This window comes from Pseudodesulfovibrio alkaliphilus, assembly GCF_009729555.1.
Lineage (GTDB): Bacteria > Desulfobacterota > Desulfovibrionia > Desulfovibrionales > Desulfovibrionaceae > Pseudodesulfovibrio > Pseudodesulfovibrio alkaliphilus.
Window position 1 is genome coordinate 134247 of the sequence record NZ_WODC01000003.1, and the last position, 19517, is coordinate 153763.

Consider the following 19517-nt stretch of genomic DNA (forward strand, 5'->3'; position numbering starts at 1 on the left):
CGATTCGCCTCTTGTCGGAGGGACGCCCACAATTTCTTCATTATCTCCAAAACAACACTGGACAAAGACGCCCTAAGGCGATAATGAAAATCAAAATCTTCATGGGCGCCACGCCCTGAAGCCCGACGGCCCAGCCCTGTCGCCGCTGCCGGTTTTCGTCATGCGGAAGGGGATTTGTGTCGTTATCGAGCGTTCGCACAAGGAGTGTCTGAATGACCAAAAAGTTCCCGGCCTTTCTGGCCGTATTGTTGATCCTGTCAGCGCAGGTCACGGCCGCGGCCACGGCGGTGGACGTGCACGGAAACGTCGTGGCCGCGGTATCTGCCGAGACCTCGGCCCAGCGCAGCTTCCGCGAGTGGGAAGACAGCAAGGAAATCCTGGCCGCCGAGATCAGGGACATGAAGGCCCTGGAGGCGTGGCTTGATTTCCAGAACGAGAAGTATGCCCGGTATGTGCGTCGGCAGCACGATGTCATTGCCGAACTGGAGCGGCGCAAGGAGGAGGCAAAACGCATCCGCATGGAGCTTGAGCCCTTCCTGGAGACCGTGGTCGAGAGCCTCGAACACTTTGTGGACACGGACCTTCCCTTCCTGCAGGAGGAGCGCCGGGACCGGATCGCGTTCCTGCGGGAATCCCTGGACGACTACCGGCTGGAACTGAGCGAAAAGCTCCGCCGCGTCTTCGAGGCCCTGCTGGTGGAAGCGGAATACGGCCGCACCGTGAGCACCTCGACCCAGGAGCTAAACATTGACGGCCAGCCCACCCTGGTTACCGTCTTCCGCCTGGGCCGAACGGCTCTCTTCTACCAGACGGGCGACGGGCAGCGCTCCGGCGCATGGGACAGAGCGTCCCAGGCGTGGACTCCCCTTGACGCCCAGTACGCGAAAACCCTGAGCCGGGCCAGGGACATGGCCGAACGCAAGCGGGCGGTCGAATTGCTCGTCCTGCCCGTGGGAGGTGCCCGATGAACCGCCTGATTCTCGCCCTGACACTCATGGCATCCCTGGCGACAGCCGCCCATGGACAGGACTGGAGCCGTGCGGCCAGGGCCGCCACCGAGGTCGCCCAGGCCACACGGGAAAACGCCCGCGAGACACTGGACATCATTGCACGGGAGCGCCAGGAGCTGACCGGCGAACGGGCCGCCCTGCAACGGGGCATCGACACCAGGCAGCGGGAGTTCGACGCCCTCAAGGCCGAATACGAGACCCTCCTTGCCCGAGAGGCCGCCCTGGAAGAGGAGCTTGCCGCCCAGGCCCACGAAATCAGAACCATTGACGGGGCCATCCGCACCTCTGCCAAGCAGGCGCGGGACGCCTTTCACGAGAGCCTGACCACGCCAGAGCAACCCGAGCGTGCGCCCATGCTTGACGACATTCTCCAGCCCGACAGGTTCGCCGGGCTCCAGGGCATCCGCAACCTGCTGACCCTGTACCTCGACGAGATGCAGTCGTCCGGCGAGATCGTGCGCCGCACCGGCACCTTCATCGGCACCGACGGCCTTGAGCAGTCCGGGGAAATGGTCAGGATAGGCACCTTCACCCAGGCATACCGCCTGAGCGACGGCTCTCTCGGCTTTCTGCGGCCCGCCGGAGGCGACCTCGTGGCTGCCCAGGGCACCCCGGGCTGGTCCCTCTCAAGGGAGATGAACGCCTTTTTCGACGGCAAGGCCGATACCTTTCCCCTCGACATCTCCAACGGAGCGGCACTGGCCCGCCTCAAGCAGCAGCAGCGCGGCATCGGCGAATGGCTCGCCAGCGGCGGCCTGCTGGTCTGGCCCATCATCCTGGTGGGCGTGGTGGCCCTCGGGCTGGTGGCCGAGCGCTTCTATTTCCTCAGCCGGGTCAGGGGCAACTCGGACCGCAACATGAAGACCATCCTTGGCCTGGTGAATGCGGGCGAATGGAAGCAGTGCCGCGATTTCTGCCGCGAGCGCTCGCAATTCCCCACTTGCCGCATCATCGACCACACGCTCAAATACATGGGCAACACCAAGGAAGTCGTGGAGAACGCCTACCAGGAGGGACTGCTCAAGGAACTGCCGGCCCTGGAGCGCTTTCTGCCCACCCTCAACGTGCTGGCCGCAGTGGCTCCGCTGCTTGGTCTGCTCGGCACGGTCACCGGCATGATCAACACCTTCCAGATCATCACCGTGCACGGCACTGGCGACCCGCGCATGATGTCCGGCGGCATCTCCGAGGCCCTGGTCACCACCCAGCTCGGGCTGGCCGTGGCCGTGCCCATCATCATCCTGCACCATATCCTTGAACGCCGCGTGGACGCCATCGTCGGCGACATGGAGGAAAAGGGCACCGGCCTGGCCGTGGCCCTCATGAAGAAGGGACAGATCATAAAGCCGGAGGAACTCAATGCCGCAGCATGACCTGATGGAACTGGCAATCAACCACTTTCAGGTAGGCGGGTCCACCATGGTCCCCCTGACCATCCTCTCGCTGCTCATGTGGACCCTGGCCATCGCCAAGCTCATCCGCTTCCTGCGCGAGCGGCTGCGCGAGGCCACCCCCGAGCAGTGCCTGGAGGCCTTTGCCAACGGCGACGGAAGCAGACTGGCCCGATGGCAGTGGGATATCCTCTGCCAATTCATGCGCGAGCGCTGCGACGACCCGGACCTCAACCGCAAGATGCTCGCCGCCCTGCGCGCCAAACAGGCGGACATGGCCCGACGGCACATCGGCACCATCATCCTGGTGGCCGTCATTGCCCCCCTGCTGGGCCTGCTCGGCACGGTGTCGGGAATGATCACCACCTTTGAAGCCATCGCCCAGTTCGGCACGGGCAACGCCCGCGCCCTGGCCTCCGGCATCTCGGCGGCGCTGATCACCACCCAGAGCGGACTTGTGGTGGCCGTGCCCGGACTGGTGCTGGGCTGCCTGCTCATGCGACGCGCCCAGAAGCTCGGAGACCGCATGGAACTCTTCTGCATCCGCCTGCTGGCCCGCACGGAGTAGCCCCATGAGAAGCATCCGGTACACCCGAGGCAGGCGCTCGCGCCGAAGCGACATCAACATGACCCCGCTCATTGATATCGTCTTCATTCTGCTCATCTTCTTCGTGGTCACTACCAGCTTCGTGCGCGAAGCGGGCGTTGAGGTCCAGCGCCCCTCGGCCCAGTCGGCCGAGACCATGGAAAAGGCCAACGTCATCCTCGGCCTGACCGCCGAAGGCAGGATATTCGTCGAAGGGCGCCCCCTGGACATCCGCTCGGTGCGCGCCTACATGGAGCGCTTCCTGGCCGAGACCCCCGACGGATCAGTGGTCATCGTGGCAGACAGGGACAGCTCCACCGGAGCGGCGGTCCAGGTGCTGGACCAGTGCCGACTGGCAGGGGTGCGCAACATCAGCATCGCGGCGAGGCGGCAGTAATGCTCCGCAGGACTGGCGACTCGCGTGAATTCGCCGCCGCCTGCATGGCTGCGGTCATGATCGCCGGGCTGGCCTATGTGGGCGTGCTGTTGCTCAACGACGGCCGCCAGCCCGCCACCCACTCCGAAATCACCGGAGCCATCCGTCTCGCCGTTCCCCGCGCCGACACTCCGCCGGAGCCGCCCAAGCCCAAGAAGCTCGAAGAGACGAAGCCCCCGGAGAAACTGCCAAAGACGGTATCCCAGAGATCAAAAACCCAGGCCAACAAACCCCAGATGTCCGTCTCTCTGCCGAGCTTCAGCGCGGACCTGCATCCCGGACTGGGCGGTGGCATCGCCATTCCCGACATGGACCTGGGCGGCGTCGGCTTCTCCATGGACGAGGTGGACGAGGTGCCCCATCCCCTGCGCAGCGTTCCGCCCGAGTATCCGTACACGGCGCAGCGCAGCCGCATCGAGGGCGAGGTGGTGGTGCGTATGCTGGTCACCAGCCAGGGCGAGCCCACCAACGTGACCATCCACTCGACCAATCCTCCGGGCGTCTTTGACAAAGCCGCCCTGGCCGCCGCCAAACGCTGGAAGTTCCAGCCCGGACGCTACCAGGGCCGCGCCGTGGACACCTGGGTCCTGCTCCCCTTCACCTTCGAGTTGACCCGATGAATTCGCCACGCTCTCTCTCCCTTGTTCCCGCCCTGCTACTGAGCCTCTTTGCCATCGCGCTGTTCAGCGGGCCTGCCCGTGCCGCCATCCCGCCCCAGGCCCGTCAGGCGCTGCACGCGGCCCATCGGCTCATGGATGAAAAACAATTCACCGAAGCCGTGAAGCTGCTCAGGGAATACATGGACACCGCCCAGGGCAATGTGGACGCCGAGGTGTACCTCGTGCTCGGCGGCGCACTGCACCAGAGCGGCAAGAAAACCGAAGCCCTGGCGGCTTTCAAAACCGGCCACACCGCGCACCCGGACAATCAGTACCTGTGCCTGAACACCGGAGTGGTCCTGTATGAACTTGAACGACATGCCGAGGCGGGAGGGTTCTTCGAAAAGGCCCATTCCCTGCAGGAAAAACCAGCGCCGGACCTGCTCTTCCAGGCAGGAAGCGCCTACTACCTCGGCGAGGACTTCCAGGCAGCGGCCAGAGTGCTCACCTCCCTTCTCAACCAGGAGGCCAAGCCACGCAAACAATGGGTCCAGTTGACCATCCACGCCCTGATAGAAGCAAAACGCCCGGCCCAGGCCGAGGCCATGGTGCTTCGCTTTCTCAACGACCACCCCGACGAAGGCGAGTATTGGAAGGTGCTGGCACGGCTGCACCTGGACCGCGAAGAGTACGCCAAGGCGAGCGCAGCCCTGGAGATCGCCCACAGCCTCGCCGCACCCACGCGCCAGGAGGTGGAACGGCTGGCCAACCTCTATGCCTACCAGGGTGCCCCCCTGCTGGCCGCCGCGACCCTGACGCGCACCTACGGCCAGAACCCGACGCCCGAGGAGGCCATCAAGGTGGCGGCCCTGCTGGCCTCAGCGGGCAGGACCGCACAGGCCGTGACCCTCCTCGAGCACCACAGGAGCAACCCGACCGCCGCCCTGGAGGCGGGCAAGGCCCTTTACCGCCACCGGAAATTCGAGGCGGCCGAGGCGGCGTTTCGCCGCATCCTGGAGAGCGCGGACAACCCGGAGGCGCGGTTCTTCATCGCCCTGTGCGCCTGGGAAAAACGCGAATGGGAACGGGCCAGCCGCGAGTTCCGCCGTCTGGCCGGGCTCGAAAGCCACCGACGCCGCGCTGCGCCCTACCTTGTGGTACTGGAAGACATGCTCGCCGTACGCGCCGAAATCGACGGCATCGACGCGAAGCGGACCCGCTGACCGGCCTCAAGCCCTCTCACACAGGCTCCCTGAGGCCGAGCAGACCCCGCTGGCCGATGTCCTTGATAAAGGCCGTGACGCCAAGCTCGGCCTCGCGGGCCTGCAGGCCGTAATGGGCGGCGAATTCCTCGGCAATGCGCCGCACCGACCGCTCGCCGTCGATACGCTCCCAGACAAAGCCGCCCATCTCGTCAAGCTCGAGCCGCTTGATCATGGGCCGCCCGTCCCACAGGCCGACCCTGTCGGCCAACCGCCCGAACCACGGCTTGACAGCCAGGGGGTAGGACAGGCGCACCACGCCCTCGGCGGTTGTCTCGGCCCGAACCTCGGTGCTGCGCACCGGGACCATGTTCAGGGCCTGGGCGCGGGGAATGACCGGATGAGGTGCGCGTTTCTTAAACCAGCTCATAGGATTGGACCGCGGCCGCAAACGGCGCGTCAGGCATCGGCACCGCGCCCGTGGCGGTGACGGCCAGAATGTGATTGGTACCCGCCGGCAGCCAGACCCGGCCCCGGGCATGGTTCTCGCGACGCAGGAGCCTTCGCGCCACAGAGGTGGCGGCCACGCACGACCAGACAGCCTCCCCGTCCCGACCGATGGAGACCGCTCCCACGGGAGGCGGATCGGCCAGGGCCTCCGCTGCCCACCCGTCCAGCCCGCGCCCCTTGAGCAGGACGCTGGCCGGAGCGAAGCGCTCAAAGGTCAGCCGTGTTCCCGAGCCCCTTGGCGTCGGCCTGCCATTGCCGGAGTCCGGGCGACGCGGCCGCCAGTAACGCACACGGTAATGTCCGGGTCGGAAGGAAAAGCTGTCCAGACCAAAGGATGCCGGAACCCTGCCGCGCAGACCGAACATGCAAAAGGGCACGGTCCTCCGGCTGGCCGGATCGCTGCGTTCGGCCCAGGGCACGGTGTGGTCGCGGAAGGCGGCGAGGGCTGCTGCCGCCAGCCCCTCTGCCTCCCTGTCTTCCTCGCCGTGCATGAAGAACTGGACCAACGCGGCCAGTCCGGTGCCAGGGCCGTGCAGGGCCGCCCCCATGCCGCGATGCCCCCCGGCTTGCCAGACAAAGCTGCGCACCCGCAGACCGGAGCGCTCAAGCCCCTCCACGGCCTCGCGCCAGACCAGGGGCGGATCGTCGTCCGCCACAGCCCGCACGGCCGCGTCGCGATGCCCTTTTGCCAGCCGCCTGAGATGCTTTTCAAAGGAAAACCCGCCAGCCACAGTTCGCCACTTAAGCTCGCACATGGGGCGCGATCCGCTGCCCAAGGTCAGCCCGTCCCGCTCAAGAACCAAGGGCTCCCATTCGTCCGGCACAGTCAGGCCCACGCCGTTCCAGTGGTATTCGGCCATGCTAACGGGGGATGAATTCGTCGAGACTGCGGATGGCCGTAGGCCCGCCCCGCTCCTGCTCCTGCCTGCCCGACGCGGCCATGAAACACTGATACTCGGCCTCCACGCCGGATTCCAGGGTCATCTTGATGGACACGCCCGGCCGCATCTCCTTATCGCGGCTCCACATGACCAGCACGGACATGGCTTCGCCACCCTGGGAAAAATCCCACTGCCAGGCGATGACGTTGCGGAAGGCATCGCCCTGGTAGCTGTCGGGTTTGCCGAAGCGGTCCGTGTACTCCTTGACCAGCTTGTTGAAGAACTTCTGACTGGTGTCGTGGAATTTCAGCTTGATGCGCAGCAGCTTGTCCTCGCCCAGGCAGTTGCCGTGGGTCAGGCTGCCGCCGCGTATCCCAGGTACGGCGTCGGGCGTCAGGCTTCTCTCGGTCAGAAAGGGAATGTCCGGGACAACCAGGGCCGGACCCTGGCAGTGGCCCTTGTATTGGACCATGTCCCGCCCCAGGGTGAACCCCGCCAGGGTGAGGGGCAGCTCCCCGGCCAGCCCCGGCGAGGAGACAAGCAGCAGAACCAGAACCGCCAGTGCAATCGGTTGCTTCATTGCCAGAACTCCCTTGCATGAAAAAGACTTGTCCGCCCCGTAGGCGGTATCTTATGGATAAACGAGAAACCCTCGCTTGGCAAAGGGATAGAGCGCGAACAACGAATCAGGCAACCCCGGAGGAGCCATGTCCCCAAGGGCGGCGACATATTTTCTGCTGGCCATGGCGGGCGGCGCCTTCTTCGGCGGGCAGACCTGCCCGCTCATCGAAGGGCTGGCCGCCCCGCTGTTGTGGCTGCTCCTGCTGTTGCCCCTGGCCCTGGCCATGCTTGTGCGCTCCCTGGCCCTGCCCCCGCTGCTTTCCCGACGCCCCCCGGCGCTACGGGCCCGTCTCCAGCTCGTCGTGGACCTTGGCCTGTTCGCCGCGGCAGCCTTGGTCACGGCCGTTGCCCTGCGGCTGACCTTTGGCTTCGGCCTCCTGGAAAGCGGTCTCAAGCTGGCCCTGGGTGTATTCGCCATCGGCGTGTTCGCCAGCCTTGATCTCGCCCTGGAGCGCGAACGCGAGACCATCCGCCTGGCCAAGCCAGGCAGAAGCTTTACCCGCGAGCAGAGCCCTCCATGCCGGGTCGTGTCCATCGCCAGCCAGTTCATCCTGGTGACCACGGCAGTGGTTTCCCTCGCCGCCGCCGTCCTTCTGGTCATGCTCCTGGGAGACATCCGCTGGCTTTCGGAGCAGGGCCTCAGCCCGGCCTCGCTCCCCTTCCTGGGTCCTGCCGTGCTCGGGGAGATCCTCCTTGTCATGGCCGCGCTGCTGGCCCTGATAGTCAACCTGGCCGTGTCCTACTCCCGCAACCTGCGTCTGCTTTTCGCCAACCAGACCGCTGTGCTCGAAGCCGTCAGCCGGGGCGACCTCTCCCGGAACGTGCCCGCCGTCACCTGCGATGAAATGGGCGTCATCGCTGCCCATACCAACGCCATGATCGCCAGTCTGCGCGACGGCCAACGTCTGCGCGACGGATTACGCATCGCCGTGGAGGTGCAGCAGAACCTGCTGCCTGATCAGGCTCCGGCACTGCCCGGCCTTGATCTGGCAGGGGCAGCCGTTTTCTCCGAGGAAACGGGGGGCGACTTCTTCGACTACATCGGCTGCGACGACGAGGTCTGCGGCCGCGTGGCCGTGGCCGTGGGCGATGTGTCGGGCCACGGCATCGGCGCGGCCCTGCTCATGGCCGCCGGGCGCGCCCTGGTCCGTCAGAGCGCGGCCTCGCCCGGCTCCCCGGCCCGCAACATCACCACCGCCAACCGCCATCTGACCCGTGACATCGACGACACGGGCCGGTTCATGACGCTGTTCTTCGTGGTCCTCGATCCTGCGGCCAGGGAGGCCACCTGGGTCAACGCGGGCCATCAGCCGCCCCTGCTCCACGACCCTGCCGACAACAGCTTCCGAGAGCTTCGGGGCCGGGACATCCCGCTGGGCGTGGATCGGGAGTGGCGCTTTCACCAGGAAACCATGCCCCTGCCAGGGCCGGGCCAGACCATGCTCATAGGCACCGACGGCCTGTGGGAGGCCCAGAACCGCCAGGGAGATATGTTCGGCCACGAGCGGGTGCGGCAGGTCCTGCGCGACAACTCGGGCGCGGATGCGCGGCAACTGGTCAGCGCCCTGCTCGCAGCCGTGGCCGACTTTGCCGGGGCCACACCCCAGGACGACGACATCACCCTCGTGGTCGTCAAGGGAGTCTGACCCCCGGCGCAGGATTTTCTGGATTCCCGGATCGAAACCCCGTATTGCCAGCCCATGACCAAGTCCGTACCGACACCGGCCGACGTGGCCGCCGCCGCCCGCAGGCTCGGCCGCCCCGTGACCGAGGCCCAGGCCGCGTCCCTGGCCCAGTACCTCGGCCAGCTCGTCAAATGGAACGCCAGGATGAATCTGGTGGGACCGGCGGATTGGACCGCCATCTTTGACACCCTGGTGGTGGACAGCCTGTATCTGGCTGATTTTCTCAATGGGCTTCAGCTGGGCGACACCCCGCTATGCCTCGACCTCGGAGCCGGAGCCGGACTGCCCGGAATTCCCTTGCGGACGATCTGGCCTCGGGGGGAATACTGGCTGGTGGAGAGCCGCGACAAACGGGCCACCTTTCTCCGCTCGGCGGTGGGCAGGCTCGGGCTGGCCGCAACCCACGTCTTCCACGGCCGGGCCGAAGAGGTCCTGGACAGCCTTGCCCTCCGGGGCAACCACGCCACCGCCGACCTGATCGTCAGCCGGGCCTTCATGCCCTGGCGCGAGCTGCTTCCCTTTGTGCGGCCCATGCTCAGGCCCTGGGGCACAGTGGTCATCCTGGCCAATACCCCGCCCCCGCCCGAGGCGGAACTGCCCGCCGGATGGTCACCGGCCGAGGCGGCCAGCTACCCGGCTGGCGGGAAAACCCGATATTTCTGGCCGCTGCAACGGGTCGAGCCTCAGCCCTGAGGACCGTCCTTGTCCCCATTTTCCGCCGCAGCGCCGCCTTCGGCCTCCAGGGCCGCGTCCACGCCCTCCTCGCTGGTCAGCGAGGCATACGCGTCCTTGAAGATGAGCTTGGTGGCCAGCACGTCGGCCAGCTCCCCGAGATCCATCAGGGTTTCCAGGAACTCGATGATGGCCAGCCGCCGCTCCTCCTCGCCGTGCTCGAATTCAAAGGCACAGTCGCCGCTGGCGAAATAGCTCTCCACGCGCTTCAGATAGTCGATGTCCAGCATGGTCCCTCTGCGTCAATCATGATGGTATGGCATGTTTTTCAGGATGGTGGCGGCCCGGTACAACTGCTCCAGCAACATCAGCCGGGCCAGTTCGTGGGGCAGGGTCATGTCGCTGAGGCGGATGCTCGCCCGCGCCGCCGCCTTGACCTCGTTCGACAGGCCGAAGGGGCCGCCGATGACAAATACCGGCCGCTGGTTGGGGGCGTCCGTCCACTTCTCCACAAAGGCGGCAAACTGGCGCGAGGTGAGCCGGTCGCCGCCCTCGTCGAGAATGACCGGCACATCGCCGGACGCCAGCCGGGACAGGATGGCCTCTCCCTCCTTGCGGCTGCGCTCTGCGGGCGGCAGCTTGCCCGGACCGTCCCTGATCACGGCCTCGTCGATCCTGAAGAACCGCGACAGCTTCTTCCAGTACAGGTCGCACCCGTCACGGGAAAAGGACTCCTTGAGCCTGCCCACCCATATGAAACCCATGGCGCTCATTCCGTCCCCTTCCTCCGCCGCCTCGGATGGCGCATCAGACGCTCATCAGGTCGGCCGAGAGCGCGCCCTCGCGGTATTCGATGCGCACGAACCCGCCGCCCGCCAGCATGCCCGGATTGATGACCGTGCTGTGCCCTATGCGGTCCACGGCCCTGGACTCGTGAATGTGGCCGGTCAGGACCAGGGCCGGGCGCGTGCGCTCGATGAAGGCCCGCACGCCGGGGCTGCCCACATGCTGGCCGTTGCCCAGCCGGTCCACGCCTGAGCCCAGAGGCGGCTCGTGCACGGCCACGATCAAGGCGTCGAAATGCGCTGCCTGGGCGTGAGTGGCGTCGAGCCAGCCCGCCAGAGTTTCCTCGGCCACCTCGCCCGGCGTGCCAAAGGGCGTGGGTGTGGAATAGCCGACTCCCATCAGCCCCAGGCCGGGGGCAAGCTCCCTCACCCGCAGATGGATGTCCATGCCCCGCTCCACGAGCCGGGCCTGCACCGCCTCGGTGTCCATGTTGCCCGGCAGGGCCAGGATGCGCGGATTGAAGTCGGCCACCGCGCCGACAACCCGGTCGGCCGACTCCCGGCCGCCCCGGTTGGTCAGGTCGCCAGTAATGATCACCCCGCTGGCCCGGGCCAGACCGGGGATCGAGCCCAGCACCCCGGTGCTTTCGTGAACATCGCCAAAGGCTATCCAGTACATGGCGCGGCCTCCTCTATTTTCTGCCCTCGGCGGCCACGGCAAGGCGGGTAAGCTCGGCCAGCCGCGCATCCACCAGCCGGTACAGGGTGCCCGTGGGGTACTGGCCGTTCCTGCCCCGCACCCCGCAGCGCATTCCGGTGAGGATGTACATGGCCTCCTCGATGGTCCGCACCGGGAAAATGTGGAACCGCCCCTCGTCAACGGCCTGGACGATCTCGTCCTTGAGCATCAGGTTGACCACGTTATCTGCGGGCAGGATGACTCCCTGACGCCCGGAGAGCTTACGACGGCGGCAGACCTCGAAGAATCCCTCAATCTTGCGATTGACCCCGCCCACGGCCATGACTGCGCCCGACTGGGACACCGCTCCGGTGAAGGCGCAGGAAAGGTTGATGGGCGCTCCGGACAGGGCCGAGAGCAGGGAGGCAAGCTCCGCGCCCGAGGCCGAGTCGCCCTCAATGCCCGCGTAGGACTGCTCGAAGCACAGGGAGCCGGTCAGGACGATGGGCTTGTCCTGGGCAAAGAGGCGCACCAGATAGGACTTGATGATCATCATGCCCTTGGTGTGGATGGGGCCGCCCAGCTGGGCCTCGCGCTCCAGGTCGAGAATGCCGCCGTGGCCCACGCCCACGGTGCAGGAAATCTGGTGGGGTAGGCCGATCTCGTAATCGCCGAACTGGGTAACGGACAACCCGTTGGCCAGTCCCACGGCATGGCCGCTGGTCTGCACCTTGATCACCTGCCGATCGTACTCGGTCATGAACTCCTCTTCATAGAGGTTGACCCGGTAGTCCTTGGCGGCCACGGCCGACCTGAGATCGGCCGGGCCGACCTCGCCCCGCCCGGCCATGCGGGCCATGGCCGAAGCCTCGATCATCCGCTCGCGCAGCAGGGGAATGTAGAGCGAAAGGCGCTTCTGGTCCTCCACCAGCCGGGAGCCGAAATCCACAAGCCCGGCCATGGCGTCGCGGGTGAAGGGGAGCAGCTCCGACTCGGCAGCGATCTGGCCGATGACGTGCAGATAGTTGCGGATGCTGGCGGCGTTTCGCGTGGCCGCGTGCTGCATGTGCGCCTTGAGCTTGAAGAACTTGTCGAACCTGTCGTCGTTGTAGAGGAGAATTTCGTAATGCTCCTCGGTGCCGATGAGGATGACCTTGAGCCGTAGGTCCACGGGGGCGGGCTGCAGGGTGCGGGCGCGGACCTGGTCCGGGTCCACAGGATCTTCGATGCGCGAATGGCCGGAACGCAGGGCGCGCAGCAGCCCCTCCCAGGAATTGGGATTGGAGAGCAGATCCTCGATATTGAGGACCAGGAATCCGCCGTTGGCCCGGTGGATGGCCCCGGCCTTGATCAGGGTGAAATCGGTGTAGAGCGCCCCCATCTCGGCCTCGCGCTCGATGGAGCCGAGCAGGTTGAAGGCCGTGGGGTGGTCCTCCACCACCACGGGCGCCCCCTTGGTCTTGCCGTTGTCCACGAACAGGTTGACCTCGAAGCGGGTGAAGAAATCCTCGCCGCCGGGCGCCCCCTCGGGCATGAGCCCGGCCAGGGCGTTGTCACGCGGCATGAACTGGTCCACGTTATCGAGCACCTCGTCCTGCAGGGCCTGGAAATACTCGGGCAGCCCGTCCACAACCCTGAACCGCTCCACGACCTTGGCAAAACTCTCGTCGAGCACGGCTTTGGCCGCCTCGCGCTGAAGGTCCACCTCGGACTGGCGCATGTCCGCCTCGTTCTGGTTGATCTTGCGCAGGATGGCGCTGACGCTGGCCAGCAGCTCCTCGCCCTTGGTCTTGAGCTTCTTGCGCAGGGCCGGGCTCAAGGTCTCGAAGTCCTTGTCCGAGACCACCTGGCCGTCCACGATGGGCGAGAGCGTCAGCACGCCCTCCTCGTCGAGGCTTAGACTGAAGCTCTCCTTTTCGGCCGTGGCGTCCATCCTGTTGAAGAGTTCCTCGCGCCTGGAGTTGTACTTCTTGATCATCCGCTCGTGCTTCTTCTGGAACGCCTCCTTCTCGAAACGGGCCGGAATCTCCTGGCGGATGTGGGCCATGGCCTTGTGCTGAGCCTGCTTGAACTTGCGTCCCTGCCCGGCGGGCATCCGCACGACGATGGGGCTGTCGTTATCCTCGAAATTGTAGAGGTAGACCCAGTCGCACGGGGTTTCGGCACGGGCCGCAGCGGGCTTGAGAAAACTCATGACAAAGTAGGTGCGGCCCATGTTGGGCTCGCCCGAGACATAGACATTGTGCTCGTTGCCCCTGATCTCAAGGGCCAGGGACAGGGCCTGGATGGCCCTGGGCTGGAATCTGGCGTGGACGTTTCGCTGGGGGATGTCTGCGCTGGAGGCGAAGGGTATCCGGGCCGGGTCCATGGCGGCCCGCAGCCTGTCGCCGCTCAGGCCCTTCACCAACGGGGTGGCGGTGTTGCTCATCGGCTGCTCTCGTGTTCGTGGTGCGCGGTCAATGCGCCGCAGGGCGAAGATACGGATTTTCCCCGACGATGTCACCCCGCTTCATGACCACTGCCGCTGCCAGGGCAAGGCCAAAGACGGAACGGCCGGGCGGGGGAGTTATTGAATGTAGTTGGGCAGGTTGAGGAAAAGATTGGTGGTGTAGGTCATCATCTTGTCCATGATCCAGGGAAAGGCGACCAGCAGGGTGATGAAGATGGCCACGATCTTGGGCACCATGGTCAGGGTCATCTCCTGGATCTGGGTCGCGGCCTGCAGCACGGATATGAAGATACCCACCGCCATGCCCACCCCGAGCATGGGCAGGGCGATGGTCAGCGTGACCTCGATGGCTTGTCGGGCGAAACCGACCACAAATTCAGGCGTCATGACGCACTACTCCCCGGGAACGCGGAAGCGCCCGGTCACTGAAAGGTGTTGACGAGGGACCCGACCAGCAGGCTCCACCCGTCCACGAGCACGAACAGCAATATCTTGAACGGCAGCGAGATCATGACCGGCGGCAGCATCATCATGCCCATGGCCAGGAGAATGGAGGCCACGACCATGTCCAGAATGAGAAACGGGATGTAGATGAGAAAGCCTATGGTGAAGCCGGTCTTGAGCTCGGAAATGGTAAAGGCCGCCACCAGCATGATGGTGCTGACCTCGTCGCGGTTCTTGGGCCGCTCTTCCTTGGTGATGGTGTAGAAGATGGAGAGGTCCTTTTCGCGGGTGTGCTTGAACATGAACTCGCGAATGGGTGCCTGGGCCCGGTCAAGGGCCTCGTCGAAACGGATCTCCTCGGCCAGGTAGGGCTGGAGCGCCGTGTCGTTGATGGCCTTGCCCACGGGCATCATGATAACCACGGTCATGAAAATGGCCAACCCGGCCATGATCTGGCTGGGCGGCATCTGCTGGGTGCCCATGGCCTGACGCAGAAAGTGGAAGACGATGATGATCCGGGTGAAGGAGGTCATGGTCAGCATGATGGCCGGAGCCATGCTGAGAACGGTGAGCAGAAAGAGGATTTCGAGCAGGGTCGAGATTTCGCCCGGCTCGGCCTGCCCGGCGGCCAGCTCCATGGTCAGCTTGGGAATGACCGGCTCCTGGGCCAGGGCCAGACCGGGCAGCAGCGCCAGGGCGCCCGCCACACAGGCCAGAAGCGTCAAAAAGCGATGCGCCTTGCCCACGATCATCCGTCCTCTCCCCTATTCGGGCGAATCTTTTTCCCAAGCAGGTCCGCAAAACTCCCAGGGCCCGAAGAGCGGACAGGCGCGTCCGCCTCGTCCGGGCCAGCATCGGCGTCCTCAGAGGCCAGCAGGCTGATGCGCTCCTCGGTCACGCCCAGCAGAAAATCGCGGCCGCGAAAGCGCACCACGGCCACGCTCTGGCGGGCGCCAAGAACCAGTCGGCTCATCAGGCGGGGCGCCCCCTTGCCCCCGGTCCCGCCCAGGCCGTGAAAACCGATGCGCCGGAGCAGGTAGAAAGCCAGAAAAATGACGGCAAGCAACAGGCACAGGTAGCCCAGGGTGGTCAGGATGGAGACTCCCGAGTCCACCACGGGCAGCGCCATGGGCGCGGATGTGGCGTTGCCCTGGGCCACGGCGCTAGCCAAGCTGCTTGACCCGCTCGATGGGACTGATGATGTCCGTGAGCCGGATGCCGAACTTCTCGTTGATGACCACGGCCTCGCCGCGGGCCACGAGCTTGCCGTTGACGTATATCTCAAGCGGTTCGCCGGCCAGCTTGTTCAGCTCCACCACCGATCCCTGGCCCAGCTGGAGCAGCTCGTTGATCAACAGCTTGGTGCGGCCCAGCTCGGCAGACACCTCAAGGGGGATGTCGAGAATGAAGTCCAGGTCGCGCTTGCCGCCGGAAGGGGCGCCCTTGGCCGCGCTGCCCATGTCCTTGAACTCGTAGTCGTGGGTCTGCGTGGAGAGGAACGCCTGCTCCTTGTCGTGCTTGATCTCTTCCTGGGTGGTCTCGGCCAGGGCGGCCGCCCACTCGTCGGCCAGCGCCTCGTCGTCGCTGGACACATCAGCGCTGGCGGCCTCGGACGGGTCGGGAACGTCGTTGCCCTCAAGCAGCGCGTCGGCCCACTCCTGTGCCAGTTTGTCCTGATCATCGGCCATGTCGTCACCTCGCGAAATACGTTGTGCCCGTCAAAAAACCTGACGGCCCGCAAAGGGCCCTGCAAGAGACGTGCTACTGGATGACCATTTCCGTGATGTAGACACGCAGGACCGTGCCTCTTCCAAGAATCTGGTTGAGCCGGTCCACGATCTCCTGCTTCATCTCCACCTTGGCCTTTATCGTGGAGAGCGTGTCGTAGCTCTTGCTCGAAAGGAGCAGGAGCAGGGTATCCCTGATCCTGGCCTCGTTCCTGAGCAGATCGCTTTCCACCTTCTTGTCGCGCACCTCGACCTCGATGCCGAGCTTGAGATAGCGCCGCCCCAGCGGATCGGCCAGATTGACAAGGAAGGTGGGCATCGGCACGAGGATACCCTCGAGCGATTCGGGGAGCGGATCGGCCGAACCGCCTCGCTCTTCTGTCCGCGCCTCGTCGGACGGGGCCAAAAACATGGTGTAGCCGAAATACCCGCCCACCGCGAGGAGGATCAGCGCCACCGCGATGATGATCCACTTGAGCTTGCCGCTCTTCTTTCCTTCCTGGACAAGATCTTCTTCAGCCATGGTGGCCACCTCTGGTTTTCCTGTTTGGTCAGCCTGTCATAACGTGGTTTCGCGATGTTTTCCAGACAAAGTTAAGAGCGTCCGGACCGGGCTTACTGGTATCCGCCCACAGGCCGGGCGGTCTTGAGCAGCACCTCCACCCTGCGGTTCATGGCCGAGGCCGCCGGTCTGCCCCGTTCGTCCAGGGCCGGGACATCGCCCCCATAGGCCGAAAGCGAAAGACGGCGCGGCGGCACCCCGGAATCCACGAGAAAATCGAGCACGGCCAGGGCGCGGTCGGCCGACAGGGCGTAGGGATCGATCCCGGCGTCAGTGACATCGGTGTGCCCGGCCACGTTGACCGGGGCCGAGATATACATGAGCAGCGGAATCAGCGCATCCATGAGCCGCTGGCCCTGGGGGCTCAGGCGCGACTCTCCGGGGCCGAAGAGCAGCTGATCGGAAAAAACCAGGGCCACGCCATCGGGCCGGGCCAGCACCTCCAGGTTCCGGTCCAGCTCCGCCTTGCTCAGTTCCTCGGGCAGGTCATCGTCGGGAAAGAGCAGATCCTTGATGCGCTGCTTCTTGTTGATGACCTCCCAGGGCTTTTCCATCAGGTCCACTATGAGCCGCTCCTTGACCTCCACGCGGCCCGAGCCGCGCTTGTCGAGCAGGCCCAGGTCAGCGGTCTGAAGCGTCACCCGTGTCAGGATGGCGTTGTCCATGGACGACATGGTCAGGATGAGCACGAAAAAAGTCAGCAGCAGCGTCACCAGATCGGAAAAGGTGACCAGCCACAGGGCCAGCGGCGGGCAGGGCGGCTCTTTCTTCTTTCCGGCCATGGCTACTCCACCCCGGGCAGGGGGCGCAGGTCGAAGCGGAAGCCGTCTATATCGACGGACTCCACCGGGACGCGCACCTCGCCGCCGAGCGCCTGGATGCGCTCGCCCGCGTCAAGGTTGCGCTTGTCGAGGACGATGTCCACGCGGCGGTTCCTGGCCCGGCTCTCGGCCGTGGTCTGGGTGTAATAGGGCATGTACTTGCCAAACCCCTCGACCCGGAGCATCTCGGGGCGCATTCCCCTGTCGATGAAGTGACGATAGACGGCCAGGGCCCGGCCAAGGGACATCCGCCACGACAGGTCCGGGTCGCGCTCGTCGTCGCCGGGCTGGTAGTCCGCGCCCAGCTCGTCGCGCAGCATGGAGGTGTGGCCTGCCAGCAGCAGCGGATACTGCACCTGGGCGAGTACGGGCATGAATCCGTCGAGCACGGCGCGGCCCTCGGCGCTCAGGCTCACGGAATCGGGGCCGAAGAGCAGGCTGGCGTCGATGGAGAGAATCTGGACAAATCTATTGGAGCGGAAGTTGATGTCGTCGTCGATGTTCTCCCACCGCAGCTCCTTGAGGGGCTCGAGATCGCCGATGTCGATGGGGCCGGGCTCCACGGTGCGCCGGGTGTCCTTGCGCGAGTAGACCTCGTAGCTGGCGTCGTGCCAGCCGAAGGTGCCGATGATGGAGCCAAGGGCCACCAGCTTGCGGCGCGGGTCGATGTGGGACATGGAGACCAGGAGCACGAAGAATGTCAGCATCAACGTCATGACATCCGAAAAGGTGATCATCCACGGCGCCATGGACTCGCACTGCCGTTTCTTCTTTTTTCTGGCCATGTTCCCGGTCTCCCTGGCAGGCGCGGCCCGCTAGTCGGTCACGACCCTGTCCTTGGGCGGCAGGTAGCTGTTGAGCTTTTCCTCGATGATGCGCGGGTTCTCGCCCTTGGAGATGGAGAGTATGCCCTCCATGATCATCTCCCGCAGCAGAATCTCCTCCTTGCTGCGCGCCTTGAGCTTGCCAGCCATGGGGTTGAAGACGAGGTTGGCCAGCAGGGCTCCGTACAGGGTGGTCAACAGGGCCACGGCCATGGCCGGGCCGATGGTGGACGGATCGCTCATGGTCTGGAGCATCTGCACCAGGCCGATGACCGTGCCGATCATGCCCATGGCCGGGGCCAGGGTGCCCAGCACGGCCACCACATCCGCACCCGTGGCGTGGCGCTCGCTCAGGTAGGATATCTCGGTTTCCAGAATTTCCTGGATGGTCTGGGGCTCCAGGCCGTCCACGGTCAGCTGCAGCCCCTTGCGCATGTATTCGTCATCGATCTCCTTGATCAGGGGCTCCAGCGAGAGAATTCCCTCGCGGCGGGCGCGATTGGCGTAGTCCTTGAATCGGTCGATGATCTCCTGGGGTGTCTCCATGCTCGAAAAGAAGGTGTTCTTGACCACGCCCACCAGCCCGATGACGTAGCTGATGGGATAGTTGACCAGGGCCGCGCCCAGGGTGCCGCCCATGACGATGAGGAACGACGGCACCGAAATGAAGATGATCAGGCTCGATCCGGTCAAAATGGCCGAGCAGACCAGACCGAAGGAGAGAACGATGCCGATGACGGTTCCGAGATCCATACCCTGCCCTTTTGCCTTGCCTCGTTATTGCCTGGGCGCACGCGCCCCGAAAATCCTCGTGCCGATGCGAACCACGGTCGCCCCCTCCTCCACGGCGGCCGCAAAGTCGCCGGTCATGCCCATGGAGAGGTGGGGCAGCGGGCGGCCAAGGCGCCCTTCCAGCCCGTCGCGCAGACGCCTCAGCCGGGCAAACACCGGCCTGGCCCGCTCCGGGTCGTCGAAAAAGGGCGGCAGGGTCATCAGCCCGGTCAAACGCAGCCCAGGCATGGCCTCGACCGCCTCGGCCAGCTCCGGCAGTCCGGCCTCGTCCACCCCGGATTTCTGCTCCTCTCCGGCGACATTCACCTGGATGAGGATGTCCTGGACAACCCCCAGCCCCGAAGCCCTGCCGTCCAGCGCCCGGGCCAGCTTCATGGAGTCCACGCTATGCACCAGGGCGAAGTTTCCGGCCACGAAACGCGCCTTGTTGGTCTGCAGCCCGCCGATGAAATGCCACCGAAGGGCCAAGTCAGCCAGCTCCTCGCGCTTGGCCAGGGCCTCCTGCACGTAGTTCTCCCCGAAATCAGCCTGCCCGGCCTCGGCCAGGGCGCGAATGTCCCCGGCCGGATGGAATTTGGAGACCGCCACCAGGGTCACCTGGCCGGGGTCGCGCCCGGCCCGCTGCGCCGCCTGGGCCAGCTCCTCGCGAACCCGGGCAGCCGCCCTGGCCAACTCCCTTGATCTGTCCATCATATCTCTCAATGAATCCGGGCCTTAGGCTCATTCCCCTTATCGGCCCGTTTTTCCTTTAGCTTAATGAATTAATGAAAAAAGGGTACGCTCACCCCCAGCCCTCTGTCCATACCACGAGAACCAACAGGCTAACCATCCGATTTTCCGC

General features: G+C 65.2%; 24 protein-coding genes. 8 read left to right on the forward strand and 16 right to left on the reverse strand.

Annotation, left to right across the window (positions count from 1 at the left end; genetic code table 11):
* Nucleotides 1-212: 212 nt before the first annotated feature.
* From GKC30_RS06085 to GKC30_RS06110, 6 genes are read left to right on the forward strand one after another with little or no spacing between them, the layout of a single operon-like run.
* The gene (locus tag GKC30_RS06085; protein ID WP_155933100.1) at nt 213-968 is read left to right on the forward strand and encodes a DUF3450 domain-containing protein; all 756 of its coding nucleotides are present in this window, start codon (nt 213-215) and stop codon (nt 966-968) included.
* Entirely contained in the window at nt 965-2383 is a 1419-nt protein-coding gene (locus GKC30_RS06090; protein WP_155933102.1) for a MotA/TolQ/ExbB proton channel family protein, read from the forward strand. Before GKC30_RS06085 ends, GKC30_RS06090 begins: the two co-directional genes overlap by 4 nt.
* Nucleotides 2370-2969: a MotA/TolQ/ExbB proton channel family protein gene (locus GKC30_RS06095; RefSeq protein WP_155933104.1), complete on the forward strand. Its 600-nt coding sequence runs from the start codon at nt 2370-2372 to the stop codon at nt 2967-2969. The genes GKC30_RS06090 and GKC30_RS06095 overlap by 14 nt, the downstream gene beginning before the upstream one ends.
* A 4-nt stretch (nt 2970-2973) precedes the next feature.
* Complete coding sequence (locus GKC30_RS06100; RefSeq protein ID WP_155933106.1) at nt 2974-3384, forward strand: ExbD/TolR family protein; 411 nt, start codon at nt 2974-2976, stop codon at nt 3382-3384.
* On the forward strand, nt 3384-4043 hold the full coding sequence (locus GKC30_RS06105) for an energy transducer TonB (protein ID WP_155933108.1): 660 nt from the start codon (nt 3384-3386) through the stop codon (nt 4041-4043). The genes GKC30_RS06100 and GKC30_RS06105 overlap by 1 nt, the downstream gene beginning before the upstream one ends.
* Nucleotides 4040-5245, forward strand: coding sequence for a tetratricopeptide repeat protein (locus GKC30_RS06110; protein WP_155933111.1), 1206 nt, complete (start codon nt 4040-4042; stop codon nt 5243-5245). Before GKC30_RS06105 ends, GKC30_RS06110 begins: the two co-directional genes overlap by 4 nt.
* A 16-nt stretch (nt 5246-5261) precedes the next feature.
* Here GKC30_RS06110 and GKC30_RS06115 read toward each other — a convergent pair whose 3' ends face one another.
* The 3 genes from GKC30_RS06115 to GKC30_RS06125 are packed head-to-tail and all read right to left on the reverse strand — an operon-like array spanning nt 5262 to nt 7195.
* Nucleotides 5262-5654, reverse strand: coding sequence for a PqqD family protein (locus tag GKC30_RS06115; RefSeq protein WP_155933113.1), 393 nt, complete (start codon nt 5652-5654; stop codon nt 5262-5264).
* Nucleotides 5641-6594, reverse strand: a complete 954-nt coding sequence (locus tag GKC30_RS06120; RefSeq protein ID WP_155933115.1) for a hypothetical protein — start codon at nt 6592-6594, stop codon at nt 5641-5643. Before GKC30_RS06120 ends, GKC30_RS06115 begins: the two co-directional genes overlap by 14 nt.
* A 1-nt stretch (nt 6595) precedes the next feature.
* On the reverse strand, nt 6596-7195 hold the full coding sequence (locus tag GKC30_RS06125) for a hypothetical protein (protein WP_155933117.1): 600 nt from the start codon (nt 7193-7195) through the stop codon (nt 6596-6598).
* A 127-nt stretch (nt 7196-7322) separates the two neighbouring features.
* Between GKC30_RS06125 and GKC30_RS06130 the strand changes: the two genes are divergently transcribed.
* Complete coding sequence (locus GKC30_RS06130) at nt 7323-8882, forward strand: PP2C family protein-serine/threonine phosphatase (RefSeq protein WP_155933119.1); 1560 nt, start codon at nt 7323-7325, stop codon at nt 8880-8882.
* 54 nt (nt 8883-8936) lie between these two features.
* Complete coding sequence (locus GKC30_RS06135; protein WP_155933121.1) at nt 8937-9614, forward strand: 16S rRNA (guanine(527)-N(7))-methyltransferase RsmG; 678 nt, start codon at nt 8937-8939, stop codon at nt 9612-9614.
* Here GKC30_RS06135 and GKC30_RS06140 read toward each other — a convergent pair.
* From GKC30_RS06140 to GKC30_RS06200, 13 genes are all read right to left on the reverse strand, one after another.
* Nucleotides 9605-9883: a hypothetical protein gene (locus GKC30_RS06140; RefSeq protein WP_155933123.1), complete on the reverse strand. Its 279-nt coding sequence runs from the start codon at nt 9881-9883 to the stop codon at nt 9605-9607. The two genes, GKC30_RS06135 and GKC30_RS06140, sit on opposite strands and share 10 nt — an antisense overlap.
* A 12-nt stretch (nt 9884-9895) precedes the next feature.
* Complete coding sequence (locus tag GKC30_RS06145; protein WP_155933125.1) at nt 9896-10366, reverse strand: 23S rRNA (pseudouridine(1915)-N(3))-methyltransferase RlmH; 471 nt, start codon at nt 10364-10366, stop codon at nt 9896-9898.
* A 34-nt stretch (nt 10367-10400) separates the two neighbouring features.
* Nucleotides 10401-11057, reverse strand: a complete 657-nt coding sequence (locus GKC30_RS06150; protein ID WP_155933127.1) for a metallophosphoesterase family protein — start codon at nt 11055-11057, stop codon at nt 10401-10403.
* A 13-nt stretch (nt 11058-11070) separates the two neighbouring features.
* A complete protein-coding gene (locus GKC30_RS06155; protein ID WP_155933129.1) occupies nt 11071-13485 on the reverse strand; it encodes a Lon protease family protein in 2415 nt (804 codons plus the stop codon).
* Nucleotides 13486-13623: 138 nt separating this feature from the next.
* Nucleotides 13624-13893, reverse strand: coding sequence for a flagellar biosynthesis protein FliQ (gene fliQ / locus GKC30_RS06160; protein WP_155933131.1), 270 nt, complete (start codon nt 13891-13893; stop codon nt 13624-13626).
* A gap of 35 nt (nt 13894-13928) precedes the next feature.
* Complete coding sequence (gene fliP / locus GKC30_RS06165) at nt 13929-14702, reverse strand: flagellar type III secretion system pore protein FliP (protein WP_155933133.1); 774 nt, start codon at nt 14700-14702, stop codon at nt 13929-13931.
* Nucleotides 14699-15121 (reverse strand): FliO/MopB family protein, encoded by a 423-nt coding sequence (locus GKC30_RS06170; protein WP_231117066.1) that lies wholly within the window; start codon nt 15119-15121, stop codon nt 14699-14701. Before GKC30_RS06170 ends, fliP begins: the two co-directional genes overlap by 4 nt.
* Nucleotides 15114-15638 carry a flagellar motor switch protein FliN gene (fliN, locus tag GKC30_RS06175; RefSeq protein ID WP_155933135.1) on the reverse strand — a complete coding sequence of 175 codons (525 nt, stop codon included), beginning with the start codon at nt 15636-15638 and terminating at the stop codon, nt 15114-15116. The genes GKC30_RS06170 and fliN overlap by 8 nt, the downstream gene beginning before the upstream one ends.
* A 73-nt stretch (nt 15639-15711) precedes the next feature.
* Nucleotides 15712-16200 (reverse strand): flagellar basal body-associated FliL family protein, encoded by a 489-nt coding sequence (locus GKC30_RS06180; RefSeq protein WP_155933137.1) that lies wholly within the window; start codon nt 16198-16200, stop codon nt 15712-15714.
* Nucleotides 16201-16292: 92 nt separating this feature from the next.
* Nucleotides 16293-17021, reverse strand: a complete 729-nt coding sequence (locus tag GKC30_RS06185; protein WP_155933139.1) for an OmpA/MotB family protein — start codon at nt 17019-17021, stop codon at nt 16293-16295.
* A 2-nt stretch (nt 17022-17023) separates the two neighbouring features.
* Nucleotides 17024-17845 (reverse strand): OmpA/MotB family protein, encoded by an 822-nt coding sequence (locus tag GKC30_RS06190; RefSeq protein ID WP_155933141.1) that lies wholly within the window; start codon nt 17843-17845, stop codon nt 17024-17026.
* Nucleotides 17846-17875: 30 nt separating this feature from the next.
* A complete protein-coding gene (locus GKC30_RS06195; RefSeq protein ID WP_155933143.1) occupies nt 17876-18637 on the reverse strand; it encodes a motility protein A in 762 nt (253 codons plus the stop codon).
* Nucleotides 18638-18661: 24 nt separating this feature from the next.
* A complete protein-coding gene (locus tag GKC30_RS06200; protein WP_155933145.1) occupies nt 18662-19369 on the reverse strand; it encodes a YggS family pyridoxal phosphate-dependent enzyme in 708 nt (235 codons plus the stop codon).
* Nucleotides 19370-19517 lie beyond the last annotated feature (148 nt).